The organism is Virgibacillus sp. 6R (assembly GCF_001895305.1).
In the GTDB taxonomy this organism is placed as follows: domain Bacteria; phylum Bacillota; class Bacilli; order Bacillales; family Amphibacillaceae; genus Virgibacillus; species Virgibacillus pantothenticus.
The window spans coordinates 1,052,460-1,073,577 of record NZ_CP017762.1; the positions used below are offsets into that span (position 1 = coordinate 1,052,460).

Genomic DNA, 21,118 nt, shown 5'->3' on the forward strand with positions numbered 1-21,118 from the left:
GGCTACGACAGCAACACATTGCACGCAGAAAAAGTGTTTTTCTTTTTCAAAGACGCCTGAGACCATATCCGACCTCGGTCCTTATTACCACCTTTTTTGAACACGCACTATAATCACTAATAATACATAAAAAGTAAAACTCCCTGTGAAAGTCATTTTATAATAGGCTTGCCCATAAATTATCATGCTTCTTTTAATCTATACCAAGTTAAGGCTTCTTGTTCCACTTCTTTCACAAAATCATTTTTCTCGCTAATATATGCTTCTATCTGTTTCGGATACTTGATCGCTAAAGCCGTTTTTAAATCTCCGTATTTTTTAGCTATCGATGGGTGGGCAATTAAATAATCCTTAAACGCGAGATGCCGTTTGATATGGTCGTCCCCTTCTTCAAATACGTGCACATGATGTGTCCGTTCATTTCCACCTTTGTTGAAATACCTTCTTCCTTCTATACCATTCTCTCCTAAGGCGACATAGCCCAGATTTTCCATTTCTTCTATGTATTGATCTACTTTTTCAATCGAAGAAACCACCGGCATGATGTCTATAATCGGTTTAGCTGCTAAGCCTGGAACAGCCGTACTTCCAATATGATGCATCACAACTAGTTCTGTTTTAAAAATGGCTGCTATATTTTTTGCTTCTTGCATAAAAAGATTCTGCCATTTACTTTGGTATGGAGTAACGATTACTTTCCGCAAGAATATACCTCCTCTTATATTATATTTAGGCGTTATTTTTTTCGCTCCATTTTTTCTTACATTTTATTTGTTATACTGCTTGAGAATTTATAAGTGCACCTGAATCCGTCGCTTTACACTACAGTTGGACGCTTTCCGAGGGTCTGCATGAGCCTCCTCCCTCGCAAAAAGCGCTCGTTGCGGGATCTTAAGGCTCATGCTTTTCCCGCAGGAGTCGCCGCCTTGCGTCATCAACTTCCATTATTTCACACTTAATTACTGGTCTAGTTTTCCTAATGCTTTTTTTAACAAATAGTACATTGATTCTATTTGACATATCACCGCAGATCTTTCTTCTATGTAAATGATAATGAGACTCCTATTTATTAGGAGCCTCACCCCACATACCATATACGTACTCACCACTTCATAAGCACGAGCTTTCAGAAACTATCATATCGGCTAATTCCCCCACTATCAAGTACAACATTCTAATCTTCTTTACTGGAAAAATAAGCATCTAAAATACCTTGACCGATGGTTTGATTTATCGGATGTTTACTATTAACAATCCCCGTATGAGGTACAATAATAGCAAACGCCATTTCAGGATCATCATAAGGTGCATAGCCAACAAGTGAAAGATTTTCTGTATCTGCTTTCTTTTCTCCATCTTTATAATAGGCGTTTTGAGCGGTCCCCGTTTTACCAGCTGCTTTATAATTACGATATTTCGATGTTCCAAAATAACGTACAGCAGTTCCTCTTGGTTCATTAAATACTTGCCTAAACCCTTCCTGAATTCGTTCAATATTCGATTTATCCATATCAATTCGATTTAGTACTTCTGTTCCCTTGCTTTGATATACAGAGCCTAATCGCTCTTCTACTTGTGATGGATTGCGTATCTCTTTTACTAATTGTGGGCGTACACGGTTACCGTCATTCGCTATCGTTGATACATATTGCACTAACTGTAGAGCAGTGTAGTTATCATATTGACCAATTGCATAGTCCATAAGCAGCCCTGGTTGAAATTGTTTGTCACCAATAACACCGGTTGATTCATAAGGGTAATCAATACCTGTTCGATTTCCTAAGCCAAATTGTTGAAAATAGCTGCGCATCTGATCCCATGCAGCTACATCAAATGCCGCACTCTCTCCATTTGGAAACGGATAGCGATGCTCTCCTCCCATTTTCAATGCAATATAAAACATATATACGTTAGATGAACGGCGTAACGCAGCATAGTCATCCACCGGGCCTAGTTCCGAATAGGAACCTTTCGGCGCGCCACTAGCAATTTGTATTTTTCTGTCATTAAATACTTGCCCTGGAGAAATAACTCCTGATTCGTACCCTGCTAAAACAGTAGCTCCTTTAATAGCGGACCCTGGTAAATGAGCATCATGGAATGCTTTATATGGAGCCTTCTTATAGTCATTTGTTTTTCTATCGTATGTTACACCGCTTACCGCAAGCAATGCTCCCGTTTTTGGGTTCATGACTACAGCGGCTGCATCTGACATATATTGATGTTGATAAGGATGTTTTTGAATCGTCTTCTGTAATTCTTCTTGTAACACTTTATCGACCTTTTTTTGGAATTCCATATCAATGGTTAAAACAAGATCTTTACCTGCTTGCCCTTCCACTGCTACTCGAGAATCTACCGTAGTTCCATCTTTTGTTGTGATATATTCTATTTGCTCTTTTCTCCCCCGTAAAGCATCCTCATAATATTTTTCTAAACCACTAATTCCGACACGATCATTACGGCTGTATCCTCTCGTTAAAAAGTGTTCCAATTTTTCTTTCGGAAGACCTCGCTCTTGAGTCGTAATATTGCCAACTAAGCTCTTTAATGTATCTCCAAATGGATAATTGCGCTCCCAGTCTGCAATCGCATTGATTCCTGGTAATTCACCTAAATTTTCCGATACTTGCGCATACTCTTCTGCTGTTACACCTTCATTTTTAATAATTTGTGGCGTTAGCGCATAAGCTTTATCCAGTTCTTTTTTAATTACGATGATCAATTTATCGTGTTCCGATATATCATTCATCTCTGTTTCGGTAATTCGTTCTAAAGCAAGATCATATTCTTCGACATCATCAAGCTTCTTTTTTTCTTCTTGAGACAGCCTTTCTACTACTTTGTCTTTATTGTTTAAGTAATAGTACTCTTTTTTATCCCTTTCACTAATTCCTTTAACCTCAATCGTAATCAGCTTGGCTAATTTCTCAGCTACTTCTAATCTATCTGCAGCTTGCGTTCCTTTAGCAGGGGTATAGGTAATCGCATATAGTGGCTCGTTACCGACAACAAGTTGCTGATTGCTATCATATATTTTACCACGTGGAACTGGTACTTTCGTTGTCTCATTAACCGTTCGATCAATTTCTTCCTGAAAAGACTCCCCTCTAAGAATTTGGACTGCACCGAGCTGGAGAATTAAAGCTGCAAACATGATAAACATAACAAAAAAGAGCAAATTCAATCGAAATGGCAGCTTATCCTTCCATTTGTTTTCTTTTCTTCTCTTGCTCATGTCATCCCCCTTTTTCTAAAAATATTCTCCCCGCTAATTTGTAATATCAACACAAGTATACAAAAAAGTGAAATAATTTAACTTGCTCAACTTTTCCCACTTCAAACTACTTTTGAATTGATCATACCATGTTCCGAATTCACCAGCAACCAATTCTTTCCTGTTTTAAACGATTAAGAAAGCTCTATCTAAGGACGGTGTGAAAATGTACCATGATTGATTAAAAGTCTGCAATTCTGTTAACAATCGTCGGTTTTGCCGACCATTGGATCGTCAAAAGAATGCTCACTGAAAGGATTCATTTTTCAAGTTATAACTCATTATATCTCTAAAAGTGAAATTCAGAGGCAAAGTACACACTTCCTCATCATAATATAGATATTTTCACTAATAAAGCGAACTTTTAGTCAGAAGGGGTTTTCAATGAATCCCACTGCTTGTTAGTACCGTAATGGTATGACCTAAAAGCATCTTACGAAATAGGACATCTAGGTGCTGTTAGCTCCTACTTAGATTTATTGCCGTATAGATTTATCCACCTCCTGAAGTGAGAGTCTTACAGCATCTTATATACGCGATAAACTAAATCTGTTTCATGATCACGTACAGCATTTAAGAACGATTGTTAATGTGCATAACTTTGCCAAATTACCATTGCTTGTACTTCCCCTCCCTTTCTTGACCCTATCCACAGGCTATTTGTGATAAAATTCACTTTTAAAACGCTTCCCCTATACATAATAACTCTACAAAACATAACAATCACAATACACAATACAATTATTAACAAATTTGTCGAAAGTACGTTACAAAAATTTCAAGATTTAAACCGCTACAGACTTGTATTTAATTGTATAGTATAAGCAGGAGGTTCAAATGTCATAGTAGAAAGGAGCTAAATCTGTCAGAGAGTTGTTCTTTTTTCTTACTAAAAGCATCAATGTGAGAGCATGGGGAGTACGAAATCATCATTCATCTATCCATTTAAGCTAGTCTCAATAAATAAATAGCTGATACTTCTACTTTTATTCCTTTATAAAAGATGGTTCTAATTTTACCGGCTGGAGTTTTGTAGCATTGTAGCGTAAATAAATATATTTGACTGCTACACCTCATCGCACAAAATTTCAATCTTTAGTAGACAAAAGATTATACATAGGCAAAACCTATGAAATTACTTAGAATTAATTTTGTTCAGTACCGAACAAGCTTTTTTGTAGACAGTAAAAGCACCTAAACTTACTACCTTCAGTCATTTGAACATGCCAACAACAAACATGTTTTACTCACCTATCTTTTATGAAACTTGTTGAAAAAGTTATACCCCACATAGAATGGGAGGAAGGAGAAACTTATGGACGTTATTACGTTATCGCGAATTCAATTCGCATCAACCACCATTTTTCACTTTATTTTTGTGCCTTTATCAATTGGTCTCGTCTTTTTAATTGCACTCATGGAGACATTATATGTTGTAAAAGGTAAAGAACAGTACAAAAAAATGGCGAAGTTTTGGGGACATTTATTTCTCATTAACTTTGCCGTTGGAGTCGTTACTGGTATTTTACAGGAATTCCAATTCGGGATGAATTGGTCGAACTACTCTCGCTTTGTTGGGGACGTCTTTGGAGCTCCACTTGCTGTGGAAGCACTGCTCGCTTTCTTTATGGAATCCACCTTTATTGGATTGTGGATTTTTGGTTGGAAGCGTCTATCGAAGAAAGTACATTTAATGTGTATTTGGCTCGTATCTATTGGAACGATTATTTCTGCTTTTTGGATATTAGTCGCTAACTCGTTTATGCAGTACCCAGTAGGTTTTGAAATTAATAATGGTCGGGCAGAAATGAATGATTTTCTTGCATTAATTACGAGCGGTCAAGTATGGGTCGAATTCCCACATACCGTATTTGGCTCATTAGCCACAGGAGCATTTTTAATCACGGGTGTAAGTGCATGGAAGTTATTAAAAAAACAAGACACTGCCTTCTTTAAAAAATCATTTAACATCGCATTAATTGTTGCTATTATTTCTGGTTTTGGAATTGCCTTCACTGGACACGCACAGTCCCAATTCCTAGTTGAAACACAGCCCATGAAAATGGCTGCTGCAGAGGGATTATGGGAAGATAGCGGTGATCCTGCGGCATGGACTTTGTTTGCAAATATTGATTCCGATAATCAGGAAAATTCATTTGAAGTCAATATTCCATACATTCTTAGTTACCTCTCCTACAGTGAATTTAGCGGAAGTGTAGAAGGGATGAAATCAATTCAAGCTAAATATGAAGAACTGTATGGAGAAGGAGATTATATTCCTCCGGTAAAAACAACGTTTTGGAGTTTCCGAATTATGGTTTTCACTGGTGGACTTATGATTTTATTAGGACTTTATGGAGCATATCTATCCAAACGGAAAAAACTGGAGCAAAGCAGCAAATATTTAAAAATCATGATTTGGGCTATTTCGCTACCATTCATCGGTAGTACCGCCGGTTGGATTATGACAGAAATCGGCAGACAGCCTTGGGTCGTATTTGGCCATATGCAAACACAAGATGCTGTGTCCCCAAACGTAACTGCTGGGCAAGTTCTTTTCTCACTAATCTCATTTAGTGCGATCTATTTAATCCTTGCTATTGTGATGGCTTACTTATTCGTTCGAGTAATCAAAAAAGGCCCTGTTGAAGAAGAAAAAGATGTCAAGCTAACAACAGATCCTTTTGGAGAGGAAGGGTATGGTTCTTATGCTAAATGAGGTGTGGTTTATTTTAATCGCTGTCCTATTCGTCGGATTTTTATTCTTAGAAGGCTTTGATTTTGGTGTTGGCATGGCGATGCGATTTGTTGCCAAAACACCTGGTGAGCGCCGTGTATTAATCAATACTATTGGACCAGTTTGGGATGGAAATGAAGTTTGGCTCATCACAGCAGGTGGAGCGATGTTTGCTGCATTCCCAAATTGGTACGCCACTTTATTCAGTGGTTTGTACATGCCGCTCGTTATCATGCTGCTACTGCTCATTGGACGAGGTGTAGCATTTGAATTTAGAAGTAAACTAGATAATCCCAAATGGCGCGACACTTGGGATTGGACGATCTTTGTTAGCAGTTTGTTAAATCCATTTCTATGGGGAGTGGTGTTTGCTGCATTGATGGCAGGCTTACCAATTGATAGTGAGATGAATATTTATGCTTCTTTATTTGACTATATTACGCCATATACATTAATTGGCGCCATTGCGATTACATTGCTTTGTTTCTTGCACGGTCTCTTCTTTATCACCTTGAAGACAACCGGGGACTTGCAAAATAGAGCTCGTGAAACTGCAAAAAAAGTGGTCTATGCTGTTGGTATTGCTTTAGTCGCGTTTGTAGTGGCATCCTATTTCTACACAGATATTTTCGAAGTAAGAGGTGCTGTATTAATCCCGATTTTCGCACTGATCGTGGTAGCTGTTATTTTTGCTAGAAGTTTTGCACTCAAAAGCCGTGATGGCTGGGCATTTACGATGACTGGATTAACGATTGCGCTAACAGTAACATCCGTATTCGTCGGTTTATTCCCACGAGTAATGGTAAGCAGTATTAACCATGCGTTCGACTTAACGATTCATAATGCTGCTTCAGGGCCATATTCTTTAAAAGTCATGACCATCGTAGCTGTAACATTAATACCTTTTGTGCTTGGTTATCAAATATGGAGTTATTATGTGTTCCGTAAACGTGTTAAAGAAGAGGAGCATTTAGAATACTAATGAAAAAGATGATGCAAAATCATTTATGGACGTACAAAGGTGTAAAGCTAACGCTGGGAATTGTCGTAGCCATTACGATCGTTGAAGCAATCGCGATTATTTTACAAGCAACATGGTTAGCAGAATGGTTATTTCGCTTATTTAGTGGGGAATTATTTCAGAAAACATGGACATTAGGCGCTCTTTTTCTGTTAGCATTTGCTATGAGATATCTGATGAGTACTCTTAAGAAAAAAGTAACCTTTCAGTTTGCAGAAAAAACCCGTGTTGAAACAAGAAAACAACTAATGGCCAAGCTATTCGAGCTTGGCCCAAGCTACACTAATAAACAAGGAACTGCCAAATTAGTAAATTTGGCGATGGAAGGTGCAACGCAGCTACGTACGTATTTAGAATTGATTATTCCTAAAATGGTGGCAGCCTGCATCGTTCCACCAATGGTGCTTATCTATGTTTTTTTTCAGGATAAATTATCAAGTGTCATTTTATTTTTCACGGTACCTATTATTATCGTATTTATGATTCTCCTTGGGTTAGCTGCGAAAAAGAAAATGGAACGACAATGGCATTCATATCACCTATTATCCAATCATTTTATTGATTCTTTACGTGGTTTGGAAACCTTAAAATATCTAGGTAAAAGCAAATCACATGGAAACACGATTGAGAAAGTGAGTAATGAATACCGAAAATCGACCATTGGAACATTACGGATCGCATTTCTCTCTTCTTTTGCGCTTGACTTTTTTACTATGTTATCGGTAGCCTCTGTTGCCGTAGGTTTAGGGCTACGACTTATTGAGGGAAACCTATTATTAGACGTTGCGTTAGTCGTCTTAATTTTAGCCCCTGAGTTTTTCTTGCCGCTGAAAGAGGTTGGAGCTGATTATCATGCGACGTTAAATGGTCAGGAAGCGGCGAAAGCGATTGATACGATTTTAGCAGAGCCCACTCCGGAATGTAATCCCATTATTGCAAATACGCTTGTCTGGTCAAACAATAGTAAGCTAAAGCTCTCCTATGTCAGTCATTCCCATGACGATAACGGGCTGCAGGCTTTAATCGATGTTTCCTTGCAAGTAAATGGCTTTGAAAAAATTGGTATTGTTGGTGCTAGCGGTGCAGGAAAATCTACTCTCATTGATATATTAGGCGGATTTTTAACACCAACTCAAGGGAGCTTCCGAGTTAATCAGCAAATTTTAAACACCTTAAACAGTGAAGCATGGCAACGCCAAATTACGTATATCCCACAGCATCCGTATATTTTTAGTCAGTCAATCGCTGAGAATATTCGTTTTTACGAACCAAATGCTTCTGATGAAGAGGTATGGCAAGCGGCAAAAGCTGCGGAATTGGACGACTTGATCCACTCCTTTCCTAATGGAATAGAGCAAGAAATTGGTACTGGCGCCCGCTCACTTAGTGGCGGTCAAGAACAACGAGTAGCCTTGGCACGAGCCTTTCTTGGCAATCGTCCAATCCTATTATTGGATGAGCCAACTGCACATTTAGATATTGAAACAGAGTACGAATTGAAACAGACAATGACTACATTGTTTAAAGATAAATTAGTCTTTTTTGCAACCCATCGTCTCCATTGGATGGAACAAATGGACCGGATTATCGTATTAAAAGATGGCGTCGTCGTAGAAATAGGAACACCACATGAATTAATGCTCCGCAGAGGAGAGTATTATCAACTCGTTCTGTCACAATTGGAGGGAGTACAATGAGAACTTGGATCATCCCATATGTAAAAATGCATTATAAAGGGTTATTAGCCAGCATTCTTATAGGTTTATTGGCTCTAGCCTGTGGCGCAGCGCTTATGTTTACATCTGGATACTTAATTTCCAAATCCGCATTAAGACCTGAGAATATTTTAATGGTTTATATTCCCGTTGTGTCCGTCCGAGCTTTTGGTATTTTCCGGGCAGTATTTCACTATCTTTCTCGTTTAACGAGTCATAACACGATCCTTCGAATATTAGCGAATATGCGTAGCCGCCTTTATCAAACCCTAGAACCGCAAGCAGCTTTTATTCAGTCACGCTTTCAAACTGGCAGAATTCTAGGAGTATTATCGGATGATATCGACCATTTACAAGATTTATTTATTCGAACCATTTTACCAAGTGCTACTGCTTTAGGTATGTATGGTATTGTTATTGCTTATCTAGGATGGTTTGATATTGTTTTTGCTTTACTTATGGCAGTGTATCTATTTTTTATCGTTGTGTTTATTCCTATTCTTTCACTATGGTCCAGCCGAAAACGAACCGCTTTAATAAAGAACGGTCGTTATGATCAATATCATATACTGACAGATGGATTACTTGGGATTAAAGATTGGATGATCGCTGGAAAACCAAATGATTTTATGAAACAAGATACAATGAAAGACCAATCTGTAGCTATTGTAGAAAGGCGCATTAAAAGCCAGCAACGATTTCGAGACTTCGCCAATCAACTCATTATTGGCGCTATGGTTATTTCTATGGTTTACTGGTCAAGTACGATGGTTGCTGAAGGAAATATGCATGTTACATTAATTGCCGCCTTTGTTCTCGTTACACTAGCCATTGCTGAAGCTTTTTTACCAGTTTCTGAAGCATTAGAACAAGTTCCAGAGTATACCGAATCCATTTCCAGATTGGAAGCACTGGAAGAAACAGATGCTGGAAAAGCTACTTCTCAGCAAAACGTTTCTTTATCAGCAGTCCCTCGTTCTGTAGATATTCTGCTTGATCATGTTGCTTTTCAATATCCTGGATTTGATAAACAAGTTTTAAAAGATGTATCCATTGCAATACCACAAGGGAAAAGACTCGCTTTATTAGGAAAAAGCGGAGTAGGAAAATCAAGTATTGTCCAGCTTATTTGTGGATCCTATGCCCCAACAAAAGGAACAGTAACTCTCAATGGAACAGATGCAACAGCTTATGGTGATGCTCTATTTGAAATGGTATCGATTTTAAATCAGCAACCACATTTATTTAACACGACAATTGCTAATAATCTTCGCCTTGGCAATCAACAGGCAACCGACCAGAACATTGTCGAAGCGGCTAAAAAAGTTCAGCTTCATGATTATATCAAGAGCCTACCCAAAGGGTATAATACAATGATGGAAGAATCGGGACAAATCTTTAGTGGCGGTCAGCAACAACGGGTGGCTTTAGCTAGAATTCTATTAAAAGGAACCCCCGTCGTTATACTTGATGAACCAACCGTAGGCCTAGATCCTAAAACAGAGGCAGATTTGTTAAAAACCATTTTCTCGACATTGAAAGATAAAACAGTTATTTGGATCACTCACCATTTATCTGGCATTAAGCATATGGATGAAATTATTTTCTTAGAGGATGGGTATATTGAGATGCAAGGCTCACACCAAGAATTGTTAACTACTTCACAGCGATACCAAGATTTATATTATTTGGACGTACCTCCATCGATTCGAAAAATGGTTCAACTTTAAGTTCTTGATAGCTATTGTTCTTCTTAACCTACATTTCATCGTTTTTTATAGGCAAACAAAGATTACTGTGCGTGAGTCCTTTAAAGCGATAATTAAAAGAATAATTGAAACAGGTACGCCGTGGGTCTATCCTTTCCACGGCTTTTTTTAGGAGATGAGGGGGCAATTTTAAGAACGCTGCGCCTACTACTTATCAAGTTTGGTTTCTGTTCAAGAAATAATGACCTTCTCCAAAATCTATGAAAGTAAAACTAGACGAAAATGAATTTTACCGATACTGAAAAAACATACGCCTTCCGTGGGGCACGTGCTCAGACTCCTTGAAAAAAGTGTTGGATTTTCACGCTACGTATCCCCACAGGATAGGGGAAGCTGCGAAAGTAAAACATCGCACGAAGCAAATATGTTGTTCATTTTCGAAAAGTCTCCATGTTTTCCTTTGCTGCTAATCCATGACTGTATTTATTTATTAATGTCAACCTTGCCCGAAATTATATTAGATTACAGTGAAAAATATGATAAGATGTTCTTGTGGGAAAATTCATACAAATCCCCTTTTACGAACAATCTTTATTTAGAGAAGATGGTATGAAAAAACTAATTATATGGCAAAGAAACTTTGAGGGTAAATACTTCTGAATAGTCATGTGCCCCACATAGAAAAGTAGCAATTCATTTGCAGCAAATATTATTAATTATTGATGCTCAAAAGGAACTAATCGATGGGAGCCAAGAAGTAAGCGCTGTCTATAATAAACATGAGTTGATTAAAAATATTAATTTAGTCATTTAAAAAGCAAACAAATTAAGTGTCTCAACTGTTTTTGTCAGGGACTTGGATGTTGCTAAAGGCAGTGGACAAGGATTTGAAGTACATGACCAAATTCATGTGCCTAAAAATAGCCTTTTTTTTGATAAAGGGGCTACAAATTCCTTCCATGGAACAGGACTGCTTCCATACTTAAAAGCTCAAAACATCCACCATGTAGTTATCATGGGTTGTAAAACGCAGCACTGTATAGATAGTGCTGTCCGAACAGCTACGATTAATGGACTAGATGTTACTTTAGTTGGCAATGGACATTCTACAACTGATAGTGAGGTTTTAAGTGCCAAACAAATTATAAACCATCACAATGAAACGTTGCATGGTCATTACAATGTAGAACATTTTTCAATGGTTAGAAATGCAGAAGAAGACTTATTTCAACCACAGCATGATTTATATCGATAAAGTGAATCTTCAATCAGCGGGGAGGAATAACCCTCTCCACTTATGGTTAGTACCGTCATGGTATGACCTAAATGCCACTTAGGAAATAGGGAATTTAGGTGCTGTTATCTCCCACTTAGACTTGTTGCAGTACAAATTATCCTACTCCTGAAGTGAGAGTCTTACAGCGCCTTATATACGGCATCAATATCAACACAAATAAAAAAGGAGACCGATGGAAATTATATTTACCTATACATTTACTAGTAACAAAGATTGTATTTCTTTTAAACAGCGGAAAGGTGTTTCGGCTATTTTAGATGTTTCTGCAACGGTTACCATCTACATCCATAATAAATATATTGTAATGAAGAAGGGTTTCCTATTCTAGAATGTTATAAGCATTTATCCAATTGGGTACAAGCTACTAAAAAGTATCATATTATTCAGGAATTCCATTGAATTTGATGAATATGATGACGGCGCAATTCTATCTTTAATCTCACTTGAAAATAAAGCTAGGCTAAATTCTATTTGGGGAAATAGCAGGACTTAGAAAATCATTTCGAGTTAACTATATAGCTAAACAGTGGATGAACTTAGAAGAGCGTCTTAAAGCAGATATAGAAACATACTTTCAAATACGTTTAAAAGATCTTATGAAACATATTCCAGCCATAATGGTGAAATGGAAAATACAATAGGATGCAAAATAGATAATATTGATATCATCGTTTGAACCTGCTTTAGCTTTTATCCCTCATGACGATCAGTATGAACAGTAGGGTATAGTAGCGAGCTTAATTTTAATGTTGTTTTCCTTTTTAACTTGTTTACACTTAAGCGCCTTATATGTAGAAATGGATCAATAATGCTTTTCCCAACATCGAATGGGTATAATAACTGCCTTTGTATTAATATCTTTTAGAAACCCTAATCATACTAATTTGGCTCTGATTTAAAAAACGTATAGGTGCAACGCTGGTTCCTAGACCACTATCTATATAAAGAAATTGATTTTGGTTTATATTATATGTTCCTTTATCGTAAGTAGGGAAAAAACCTTCATCGGGAGCTACTAAGGCTCCAATAAAAGGAAGTCTTACTTGTCCGCCATGTGTATGGCCACTTAAAATCAAGTCAGCAGGTAGGCTGCTCTCTTTTTCTATGATGTTAGGTGAATGAGAAAGTAATACAGTATAATACTCGTCATTCACGCCAGCAAAAGCCTGTGTAACGTTCTCGTGATTCGTAGAGCTATCGTCAATCCCAACAAGATTTAAGCTAACCTGATTCATCGTTAATTGTCTATTTTTATTGTTTAAAATCGTTACCTGTCGTTCCTCAAGCCCGTTTAAGAATTCCTCTTTTTTTGGATTATCCCATTCATGGTTTCCCGTAACAAAGTAAACATGCTTCTGCACAGACGTGAGCTTTTCAACGAACGCAAACATATCGTTAAACTCGGTAGTCTTTCTATCTATTAAGTCTCCTGTAATAACAATTATATCCGCATTTAAATCTTTGATCGTTTGAATTAATTCTTCATTACTTTTCCCAAACACTTTATTATGCACATCAGTGATCTGTAAAATGTTAACTGCTTTATCATCAGGGATTTTATCACTATAAAATGGAAGCTTATTCACTTTAAACGTATTTGTGTCCATATATGCTTTAATACATAGAGAAAGGATGAAAAGGATAGCAAAAGGAATCAGCAGCTTTTTCTTTGTTATATTGTGTCTATTAGATAGTTGATTTTCTTTCATTTGTTGGTTTGGCATGAATGTTTCATCCTCCTTCACGGGCTACGCTTGCCACCTGCTACTTGGATTTATTAAAACGGATTGGTTAGAATTCTCTCACTCAATCATATTCTTTAAGCACTAAAAACATGTTAAAATCACAGCTTCTTTCATCTAACCTATACTGCAATTAACATCTGTTTTGCTTTTATTTCGTGCTTCCATAATACAGAGATACACCATTTTTTCCTTTCCAATCAAGCAACTGTGAAACGGTGATAAATTGATAACCTGCTTGTTTTAATGTTTTTAACAGCTTTGGTAATGCATCTGCTGTTGTGGAATGGATATCATGCAAAAGTACAATTGCTCCAGAAGTTATTTCATTTTGTACAATTTTTTGGATAGCTGATCCATTCCTATTCTTCCAATCGAGTGAATCAACAGACCAAAGTATAATAGATTGATTGTTTTCTTTTGCATACTTTATCACATTATCATTATAAATTCCATAAGGTGGGCGAATAAGACTCGGGCTAACACCAGTCGCCTCTTTTATCTTTTCATTCGTATAATCTAGCTCATTTTTTATGTTAACATCGCTCATTTTGGATAAATTAGGATGACTTTTGGTATGATTTCCAATTTCATGTCCTTCTTCTACCACCTTTCTTGCAAGATCGGGGTAATAATCTATTTGACTTCCTAACATGAAAAAGGTTGCCTTTGCATCGTATTCTTCCAAAGTTTTCAAGATTTTTGGAGTCCCTTGTGGACTTGGCCCATCATCGAATGTCAATGCAACATATTTTCCATTCGTAAGTTCTTTTCTATGTTCTTCTTGAATGATTTTTTTCTTTTCTACTTGTTGCTCTTTCGACATTTGTAAATAAGAATCCATATGATCTTGTAAAAAAACATATAATTTTTTAATTGGAATGTTGACTTCAACCGTTTCAGCAAATCCTTCTGTTATTGCATACTCATCCCAGTATAATGTTAAACCCCTTCGATCAATAGACCATTGCCAAGCATCCAGTTCTTGCAGCGATTCATATGTTTGCCTTTTATTTATATATGGCTGCAATTCCTTATTCTCCTGTAATTCTTCCCAGATAATTTCTTTTATTTTGTCAAGGTTTTTCTCATCAAGATGCAATATGTCATTAATGGTTAGAAATTGTTCTTTTTTTACATCAAAATTAAAAACTTTTACCATTTCCTGTTCATTTGCATCTCCGTGAATGGCGTATGTTCGAAAAACTAAACTATAAAAATCCTTCGTAATACGATTGGTTTCTAGTTGAATGTTTAAATGAGCCACTCCTTTTGTTTTTTTATTTATGCTAACGGTTTTTAAGAATGACTCTTTTTGACTTTTTATCCATTTGTTAATAGAAGAATTAATTTTTTTACTTTTGGTCTCTGGCTTACTAATTGAATAAGTATATGCATCTGTTTCTTGTGAAAGAGTTTTTAGCTGAATATCTGGGTACTTACTATTGCTTTCGTTCTCTTCAACTCTCTCAGCTTTTATATTATCTTTCTTATTTACTAGTTTATTAGGAAATGGTATTAATCTATTAATTCCTGTACAAATTAACAGAATTAATAAAAACAGCAAAATCCATCCAGGTAGTTTAATTCGCTTAATCACTTTAATTATTCCTTTCTATCAATAAAAAAGTAGTTGAACATTTTTTATTATACATAACCATATTTTTCATTACAAGTTTATTACTAATATTTCACTGATGTTTCAAAAAATACGTATATGTTACAAAAAATTGATTAAAAGAACTGACTCCTCCTTTGCATAAATGGACCTCCTTAAAGCTTTTTTCTCTTGCAATACTATCAGTAGCAAAAAAATCCCCCCTCAAGACTATAGCCTTGAGGACGGGATTAAGAAATTCTCTATTCGTGGTGCCACCCCAGTTTATTTATATGTCGCCATATAAACCTCTTCAAGTACGGCAAAATGGTTTTGCTTATACTTTAGCTCAATAACAGGAGCTCCTGTCACGCCATCATGTTTAATCCAATGTGATACTCCGAGACTTAATTCAACAAAATAATGCATACTCCTTTTCAGCAACGGAGCTCTCTGCTATACTTTCATTTCGTTTACTCTTCTCATCATCGCAAGTTGCTTATTCCATTTTAAAAAATTTATCATTTTATCATAATGGATGCAATAAGATTTTTTACAAAATAATGTTTATAGTAAAATCCGCATTTTGCTAGTTCTTTGCTAATCTTTCCAAAGCTCCATGCTAAACCAACTATAATTGGAGAGTGTAAAATATTTTGTGTAAATAGAAATTCTAATTCCTTCCACATGTTCTTTATACATCATCAAATGGAAATGAAATCGTCCCAATCCAATAGTTACTAAAGCCTTATAATTGGTTCGGTTCGTACATAACTGAATCTTCAATAGGGTTCCAATCCCCCACTTAACATTCCTAGAAAAGGTAACAATCCTATTAGACCAATTATCCGTTTCTATTAATCACTCCATAATATACGAGATCTTCAAAGCGATCTTCTTTCTTCACATGTTCCTTTAATACTCCTTCTTTTTCCATGCCAATTTTTTGCAAAACTTTTTCCGAAGCTGGATTTGTCTGAAAGCAGCGAGCAAACAATTTATGATATTGCTTTTCAGTAAAAGCTAATTTCAATAAGGCTTTTACTGCTTCTGAAGCAAACCCATTCCCCCAATACTCTTCACCAATCCAATAGGCTAATTCTCCATGAAAGAAATCTTTGATTGTTCTATAATGCTATGGAACCGTACAATCTACCGGTAGTTTTATCCGTTATTGCAAATTCATATAATTTATTATTTTGAAATCTTTCATATTGATGTTCTATCCAAGTTACAGCATCCTCTATAGAGTACGGATAAGGTAAATTCAATGTATGCTTATAGATATTGTAGTTATTACAAAGCTTGGTGACCTCTGGCGCATCTGCTTTTTGAAACAATCTTAATGTTAGCCGATTTGTCGTCATTATTTTTGCTTGCTGGTTGTAATTCAAAAAATCCTCCCCTTGCCTATTGGTTTATTAAACATCGCCCATTTTGCTTCCTCCATCTGTCTAGAATCGCTTAGTTAATATTATAATACAAACAATAGAATATGCTATCAGCATAAAGTGAATCTGATAAGGCTTTCCCTTTCTCGGTCATGTCTGAAATAACAACCTTAGCGCCTTCCTCAGCAAACTCCTTTACCGAAGCTTCACCAATACCGCTTGCTCCGCCAGTTACGACGACTGTTTTATTCTGAAAACGTCCTGACATCAAAATCCCTTCTAATAGTTTTGTACTACTATAGAAAAACTTTACTTGTCGCCAAGCCATTATGCGAAGGCTACCGTTTTTCTTATACTAACGCACTTTCTTATAGTATAAAAATTGCCCTCAACTCTATCGCCCTATATCTATTTAGCAAGAGAATACTAGTAATCTAGCATGTAAGTTGCAACGTGTTCCGCATTGGTGCAAAATATCATCATGGTAATGGAAGACTTCCTCAGGCTATGAAACGGTTACTATAACAAATTACACTTCCTGCCGTTTTTCTAATTAATCCTCTTCATTCTCCACTTTTTCAAATAACACTTCTGGAATCAATTCAAATCCTTCAATCATCGTATTTTCTTCAACTTCAATCATAAGGCTCAGTTTCCCCCCGAAGTGGATCTGCCGAACAAATCTTAGATCCTGTGGGCTGATTGAAATATCCGCTATTTTTGTCTTTATTTTAATCGATTTGGAAGTAGGTTTTGGCACGATGTTATTTGCTTTTAACTCATATTTTTCATCATCAATCACCGTCTTAAATGCCTCTTCTACCTTTTCTGTATCGACATCTTTTACACCACTGCTCTTTAGAACTCTTTCTACATCTTTATAGTCTAGCTTCGGTACTTCTTCCTCCTCTTCACTTTCTTCGATAACATGATAGATCTCATCGTATACATTGGAAAGCGTTGATGTATTAATGCGTTCGCCTGCGACTTTTTTCACGATTTCCTCAAAAACAATTTTATCTTCTTCTGCAGTCATTATCTCCTCAGCATTGAGTACTTCTTCAATGAAGTGATAATTTAATTCATTCGCTTTTCCTGCTGAATAAAGAACATGATTCACATCAGCAGCATTATCCGTAAAGCAAGGGAATAAAAATCCCGATATCGGCGCTTTCAAGTTAATAATCGGGTCGACGACGATATTATATTTAAACTCTTTTTCCACATAGTCAAATAGCAATTCTTTCTTCGGATCTTGCGTTTTGTTCATACTGCATAAAATAAATGAGTTCGAGTATACCGTATCTCGTTCACTTTCTTCTGCTTCTTCACTCTGTCGTTTCATCGGTTTCATATATTCGCCGCGAATAAACGTTACAACAATGTCCATTTCATATTGCTTATCGTTTAGCATTTTTTCTACCAGTCGAAGCATATGTTCCTTCCATTCTTCCATATCACTGCTTAATAGACCTTGGTGCAAAATGAGCTGACTATTATCCTCTGCCTCTCGGTGAAACTTTAATTCAAATAATTTTTGGTCAAGTTGCCCAGTTAATACTTTTTTAAAATTGGCCATGAAGAGTTCTTTCTGTTCATCTTCTAGTAATTCAAATGGCGTACTTTGATGATGATAAACCTCACTCGATTCTTTCATGATATATACATTAAAAATTTCATTGATCTTTAATAGATCATTATTCAATTTGAACTGCTTGCGAATATTTGCGATGTCTTTCTTATTCAATCTCGTTCCACTCCTATGTTGGTAATCAGCATATATATTAAGATATGCACTTTCCATCTTATCATAGATGCTATTTCGTATGTCTGCATATACGGAAAAATTTCGGTCTAACTCGTTCCTTCTTTACAAGTAAAAAGCTCTCACAAACATGTATTAGCACAACATTTGTGAGAGTTTTTGTTTTTTATTATGAATAGTCCAGCTAACTATTACGTAAAGTTTTATTTAGCAGATGTTTATGGTAGCTTATATTCGAAATTATACTCTTACACTTTATCTGCCGCAGCATTTTTTATACTTTTTCCCGCTTCCACAAGGGCACGGCTGGTTTCTACCGATCTTCACAACCTTTTGACTAGAACTGGAATTAGACTTTTGGCCAGCACTTGAATTGGGCTTAGAAGTTAGCAATGAACTTTTTTCTATTTCCAATAATTCATAGGGGGCATGTCCTTTAAGGAACCATTCCCTCGTGTTATTCATCAGATGAATAATTTTATCCATTAACGCTTTCACCGCTTGTTCACTATCAAACTCTAAAACATGAGATAAGTATTTTAAAACTTCGCCTGAACCCTCGCCCGATTTAATTGCATGTGCGCACTCTTCCACAATAGCATCCGCATCTGCTTTATCCATTTCATAATTTCGTGTCAGAAAATGAACGAGCTGCTGATAACTAGCATTTCTATCCACAAATCCTGGTTCACCAGCTTCAAGAAGTTGTTGTTCTGTAAACGGATAGAAAGGTACACTTTCTCTCATTTTCTGTTCTTGCTTTACTTTTTTCGGTTCCAAGACGTCAATATGTGAGAAACCTTCCATATCAATAACAATTTCAGGACAAAAATGCATAGAGTCTGCAATAACATCTACAAAGGATTTAAAATCAATGTCTTCCTTCATATATTTTTCTACCATATGAATCATCTGATGTACGTTTAATACACCATAATAATATAATAAACCACGTGTAAGCTTAATCCATTTTGTATTTCGCTTTATGGTCGCTCTTACGTTGATATCATGTTTCAAAGCTGTAATAGGAGCAAGCATTTCTTCGGGCACAGTTAAAACTCTATTTCCTTCCAAAGTTCCCGTGTATACCAAACCTGTACGACGCAGATATTCCATTTGATCATGATCTAAATCTGGTGCAATTATTTTCCCACCATTTTCCGCGATATTCAACAGTACTTTGAAACGGTCCATATCCCATAAAAATATTAACCTCTTTAGATGTTCTGGAATATTTTGTTCTAAAACTTGAATGAGCTCAGCTTTCTTCAAACTGCTTGCATTTTTTATATCTAGCTTTTTTCTAATAGTATCTAATTCAGCCTTTGTATATCTGTTCAGCGCATCATGCAATGTCAATGGAAAAAGAATTTCCTGCCATTGTTTTTTAGATTGCTTTTTTAATCTTTCTATTTCTATTCTTTCAAATTCCTCAAATACATGTTCTATATTTATATCTTCTTTATTCATTACATACACCTCTTCTTTTTCATTATAAATGATGAAGTACTAGTATCCAATAAAAATAACTAAGAGATAAAGTGAATCTTCAACAGTGGGGTTTTCCTTCATCCCCCACTGATTGTTAGTACCGTAATGGTATGACCTAAAGACCGCTTACGAAATAGGTCATTTAGGTGCTGTTATCTACCTTAGACTTGTTGCTGTATAGATTATCTAACTCTTGAAGTGGGAATCTTACAAACCTTATATACGGGATAAATTGTAAACTACTTCAGACCTCAATAGCCAATATAGCTAATCTTTTGCAGTAAATTAGATGGATTGCCACTATTCTACTCCATAAAAAAGAAACTGCGTAACAAGAGCACCCAAATGCTCTCCCTTACACAGTTTCGCTCACGTAAACTATTTATATCCACCATATATCCACTGGTGCTTCTTCAATCATCACGCTATTTAAATTTCGAATCGCTTTTTGCAAACCTTCTTCCATGGACATAATAGGATCCTCATGCTCAATACTAACAACATAATCGTAGTCGTATGTTCTAAGCGCACTGATAATATTGGACCATTCCTGAACGCTGTGTCCATATCCAACGGAACGGAACGTCCATGCTCTTGTTTTCACATTTGAATACGGCTGCATATCCGTTAAACCATACATATTCACATTTTCTTGATCAATGTACGTATCTTTGGCATGGAAATGGTGAATCGCATTCGCTTTACCAAGAATTTTTATTGCAGCTACTGGGTCCATACCTTGCCACCACAAATGACTTGGATCTAAATTAGCACCAATAGCATCATTCGTTGCTTCGCGCAACTTTAACATCGTATATGGTGTATGCACTAAAAAACCTGCATGAAGCTCTAAACCAATTTTCACATCATGTTGTTTAGCAAACTCACCTTGTGCTTTCCAATAAGGGATCAACTTTTCCTCCCATTGCCATTTAAGGACATCACTATATTCATTTGGCCAAGGTGTAACTGGCCAATTTGGGTATTTTGCTCCATCTGAATCACCTGGTGTGCCGGAAAATGTATTGACAACCGGTACACCCATTAAACTCGCTAATTTAACCGTTTTAACAAAAGTGTCATGGGACTCTTGGGCAAAGGTCTTATCTGGAGATAGCGGATTACCATGACAACTAAAAGCACTAATCGTAAGACCGTGCTCATGTACTTTTTCCAAATATTCCTTGCGCTTTGTTTCACTTTCCAATAGCTTATCTAAATCACAATGCGCATTGCCAGGATAACCACCTGTCCCGATTTCAACAGCTTTTAACCCAGCTTTTTGCACGTAACGTAACATCTCTTCAAAAGATTTATCCGATAATAGTACAGTAAATACACCTAGTTTCATGAAATTCTCCTCCGTTCTAATTATA

At 36.4% G+C, this 21,118-nt stretch carries 15 protein-coding genes, 2 pseudogenes and 1 other annotated feature; of the genes and pseudogenes, 6 read left to right on the top strand and 11 right to left on the bottom strand.

What is annotated here, in order from left to right:
* Nucleotides 1–182 precede the first annotated feature (182 nt).
* Both BKP57_RS04840 and BKP57_RS04845 read right to left on the bottom strand, forming a co-directional pair.
* The gene (locus BKP57_RS04840; protein ID WP_072741078.1) at nucleotides 183–704 is read right to left on the bottom strand and encodes a GrpB family protein; all 522 of its coding nucleotides are present in this window, start codon (nucleotides 702–704) and stop codon (nucleotides 183–185) included.
* A gap of 470 nt (nucleotides 705–1,174) precedes the next feature.
* Nucleotides 1,175–3,238, bottom strand: a complete 2,064-nt coding sequence (locus BKP57_RS04845; RefSeq protein WP_072741079.1) for a peptidoglycan D,D-transpeptidase FtsI family protein — start codon at nucleotides 3,236–3,238, stop codon at nucleotides 1,175–1,177.
* Between the two features lie 1,354 nt (nucleotides 3,239–4,592).
* Between BKP57_RS04845 and BKP57_RS04850 the strand changes: the two genes are divergently transcribed.
* The 6 genes and pseudogenes from BKP57_RS04850 to BKP57_RS21915 all read left to right on the top strand — a co-directional run bounded on the left by BKP57_RS04850 (nucleotide 4,593) and on the right by BKP57_RS21915 (nucleotide 12,084).
* Nucleotides 4,593–5,996, top strand: coding sequence for a cytochrome ubiquinol oxidase subunit I (locus tag BKP57_RS04850; RefSeq protein ID WP_050350093.1), 1,404 nt, complete (start codon nucleotides 4,593–4,595; stop codon nucleotides 5,994–5,996).
* Nucleotides 5,977–6,996 (top strand): cytochrome d ubiquinol oxidase subunit II, encoded by a 1,020-nt coding sequence (gene cydB, locus BKP57_RS04855; protein WP_050350092.1) that lies wholly within the window; start codon nucleotides 5,977–5,979, stop codon nucleotides 6,994–6,996. Before BKP57_RS04850 ends, cydB begins: the two co-directional genes overlap by 20 nt.
* An 11-nt stretch (nucleotides 6,997–7,007) precedes the next feature.
* Nucleotides 7,008–8,732, top strand: a complete 1,725-nt coding sequence (gene cydD, locus BKP57_RS04860; protein ID WP_072742372.1) for a thiol reductant ABC exporter subunit CydD — start codon at nucleotides 7,008–7,010, stop codon at nucleotides 8,730–8,732.
* Nucleotides 8,729–10,480 (top strand): thiol reductant ABC exporter subunit CydC, encoded by a 1,752-nt coding sequence (cydC, locus tag BKP57_RS04865; protein ID WP_072741080.1) that lies wholly within the window; start codon nucleotides 8,729–8,731, stop codon nucleotides 10,478–10,480. Before cydD ends, cydC begins: the two co-directional genes overlap by 4 nt.
* Nucleotides 10,481–11,156: 676 nt before the next feature.
* Nucleotides 11,157–11,714, top strand: a pseudogene (locus BKP57_RS04870) (isochorismatase family protein).
* A gap of 214 nt (nucleotides 11,715–11,928) precedes the next feature.
* Nucleotides 11,929–12,084 carry a hypothetical protein gene (locus BKP57_RS21915; RefSeq protein WP_156875275.1) on the top strand — a complete coding sequence of 52 codons (156 nt, stop codon included), beginning with the start codon at nucleotides 11,929–11,931 and terminating at the stop codon, nucleotides 12,082–12,084.
* A gap of 523 nt (nucleotides 12,085–12,607) precedes the next feature.
* On the opposite strand, the gene BKP57_RS04875 is transcribed toward BKP57_RS21915, so the two are convergent.
* The 9 genes and pseudogenes from BKP57_RS04875 to BKP57_RS04905 form a co-directional block, all read right to left on the bottom strand.
* A complete protein-coding gene (locus BKP57_RS04875) occupies nucleotides 12,608–13,480 on the bottom strand; it encodes a metallophosphoesterase (RefSeq protein ID WP_232231327.1) in 873 nt (290 codons plus the stop codon).
* A gap of 169 nt (nucleotides 13,481–13,649) precedes the next feature.
* A complete protein-coding gene (locus BKP57_RS04880; protein ID WP_072741081.1) occupies nucleotides 13,650–15,098 on the bottom strand; it encodes a polysaccharide deacetylase family protein in 1,449 nt (482 codons plus the stop codon).
* A 235-nt stretch (nucleotides 15,099–15,333) separates the two neighbouring features.
* Nucleotides 15,334–15,593 (bottom strand) — a binding site (T-box leader).
* A 23-nt stretch (nucleotides 15,594–15,616) separates the two neighbouring features.
* Nucleotides 15,617–15,784 carry a hypothetical protein gene (locus BKP57_RS21920; RefSeq protein ID WP_156875276.1) on the bottom strand — a complete coding sequence of 56 codons (168 nt, stop codon included), beginning with the start codon at nucleotides 15,782–15,784 and terminating at the stop codon, nucleotides 15,617–15,619.
* A 155-nt stretch (nucleotides 15,785–15,939) separates the two neighbouring features.
* Nucleotides 15,940–16,218, bottom strand: a complete 279-nt coding sequence (locus BKP57_RS23260) for a GNAT family N-acetyltransferase (RefSeq protein WP_309246455.1) — start codon at nucleotides 16,216–16,218, stop codon at nucleotides 15,940–15,942.
* A 4-nt stretch (nucleotides 16,219–16,222) separates the two neighbouring features.
* Nucleotides 16,223–16,489, bottom strand: coding sequence for a GNAT family N-acetyltransferase (locus tag BKP57_RS23265; RefSeq protein ID WP_306423695.1), 267 nt, complete (start codon nucleotides 16,487–16,489; stop codon nucleotides 16,223–16,225).
* Between the two features lie 109 nt (nucleotides 16,490–16,598).
* Nucleotides 16,599–16,754: pseudogene (locus BKP57_RS04890) on the bottom strand (SDR family NAD(P)-dependent oxidoreductase); the annotation flags it as partial.
* Nucleotides 16,755–17,039: 285 nt separating this feature from the next.
* Nucleotides 17,040–18,233, bottom strand: coding sequence for a DUF4317 domain-containing protein (locus tag BKP57_RS04895; protein ID WP_050350083.1), 1,194 nt, complete (start codon nucleotides 18,231–18,233; stop codon nucleotides 17,040–17,042).
* 273 nt (nucleotides 18,234–18,506) lie between these two features.
* A complete protein-coding gene (locus BKP57_RS04900) occupies nucleotides 18,507–19,721 on the bottom strand; it encodes a Rho termination factor N-terminal domain-containing protein (RefSeq protein ID WP_050350082.1) in 1,215 nt (404 codons plus the stop codon).
* 403 nt (nucleotides 19,722–20,124) lie between these two features.
* On the bottom strand, nucleotides 20,125–21,093 hold the full coding sequence (locus BKP57_RS04905) for a sugar phosphate isomerase/epimerase family protein (RefSeq protein ID WP_072741082.1): 969 nt from the start codon (nucleotides 21,091–21,093) through the stop codon (nucleotides 20,125–20,127).
* Nucleotides 21,094–21,118 lie beyond the last annotated feature (25 nt).

Coding starts and splice junctions, on each gene's coding strand:
- cydC (WP_072741080.1), top strand. CDS start 8,729: ATGAGAACTTGGATCATCCCATATGTAAAAATGCATTATAAAGGGTTA.
- BKP57_RS04875 (WP_232231327.1), bottom strand. CDS start 13,480: ATGCCAAACCAACAAATGAAAGAAAATCAACTATCTAATAGACACAAT.
- BKP57_RS21920 (WP_156875276.1), bottom strand. CDS start 15,784: ATGTGGAAGGAATTAGAATTTCTATTTACACAAAATATTTTACACTCT.
- cydD (WP_072742372.1), top strand. CDS start 7,008: ATGCAAAATCATTTATGGACGTACAAAGGTGTAAAGCTAACGCTGGGA.
- BKP57_RS04900 (WP_050350082.1), bottom strand. CDS start 19,721: ATGAATAAAGAAGATATAAATATAGAACATGTATTTGAGGAATTTGAA.
- BKP57_RS04905 (WP_072741082.1), bottom strand. CDS start 21,093: ATGAAACTAGGTGTATTTACTGTACTATTATCGGATAAATCTTTTGAA.
- BKP57_RS04845 (WP_072741079.1), bottom strand. CDS start 3,238: ATGAGCAAGAGAAGAAAAGAAAACAAATGGAAGGATAAGCTGCCATTT.
- BKP57_RS04850 (WP_050350093.1), top strand. CDS start 4,593: ATGGACGTTATTACGTTATCGCGAATTCAATTCGCATCAACCACCATT.
- cydB (WP_050350092.1), top strand. CDS start 5,977: ATGGTTCTTATGCTAAATGAGGTGTGGTTTATTTTAATCGCTGTCCTA.
- BKP57_RS21915 (WP_156875275.1), top strand. CDS start 11,929: ATGGAAATTATATTTACCTATACATTTACTAGTAACAAAGATTGTATT.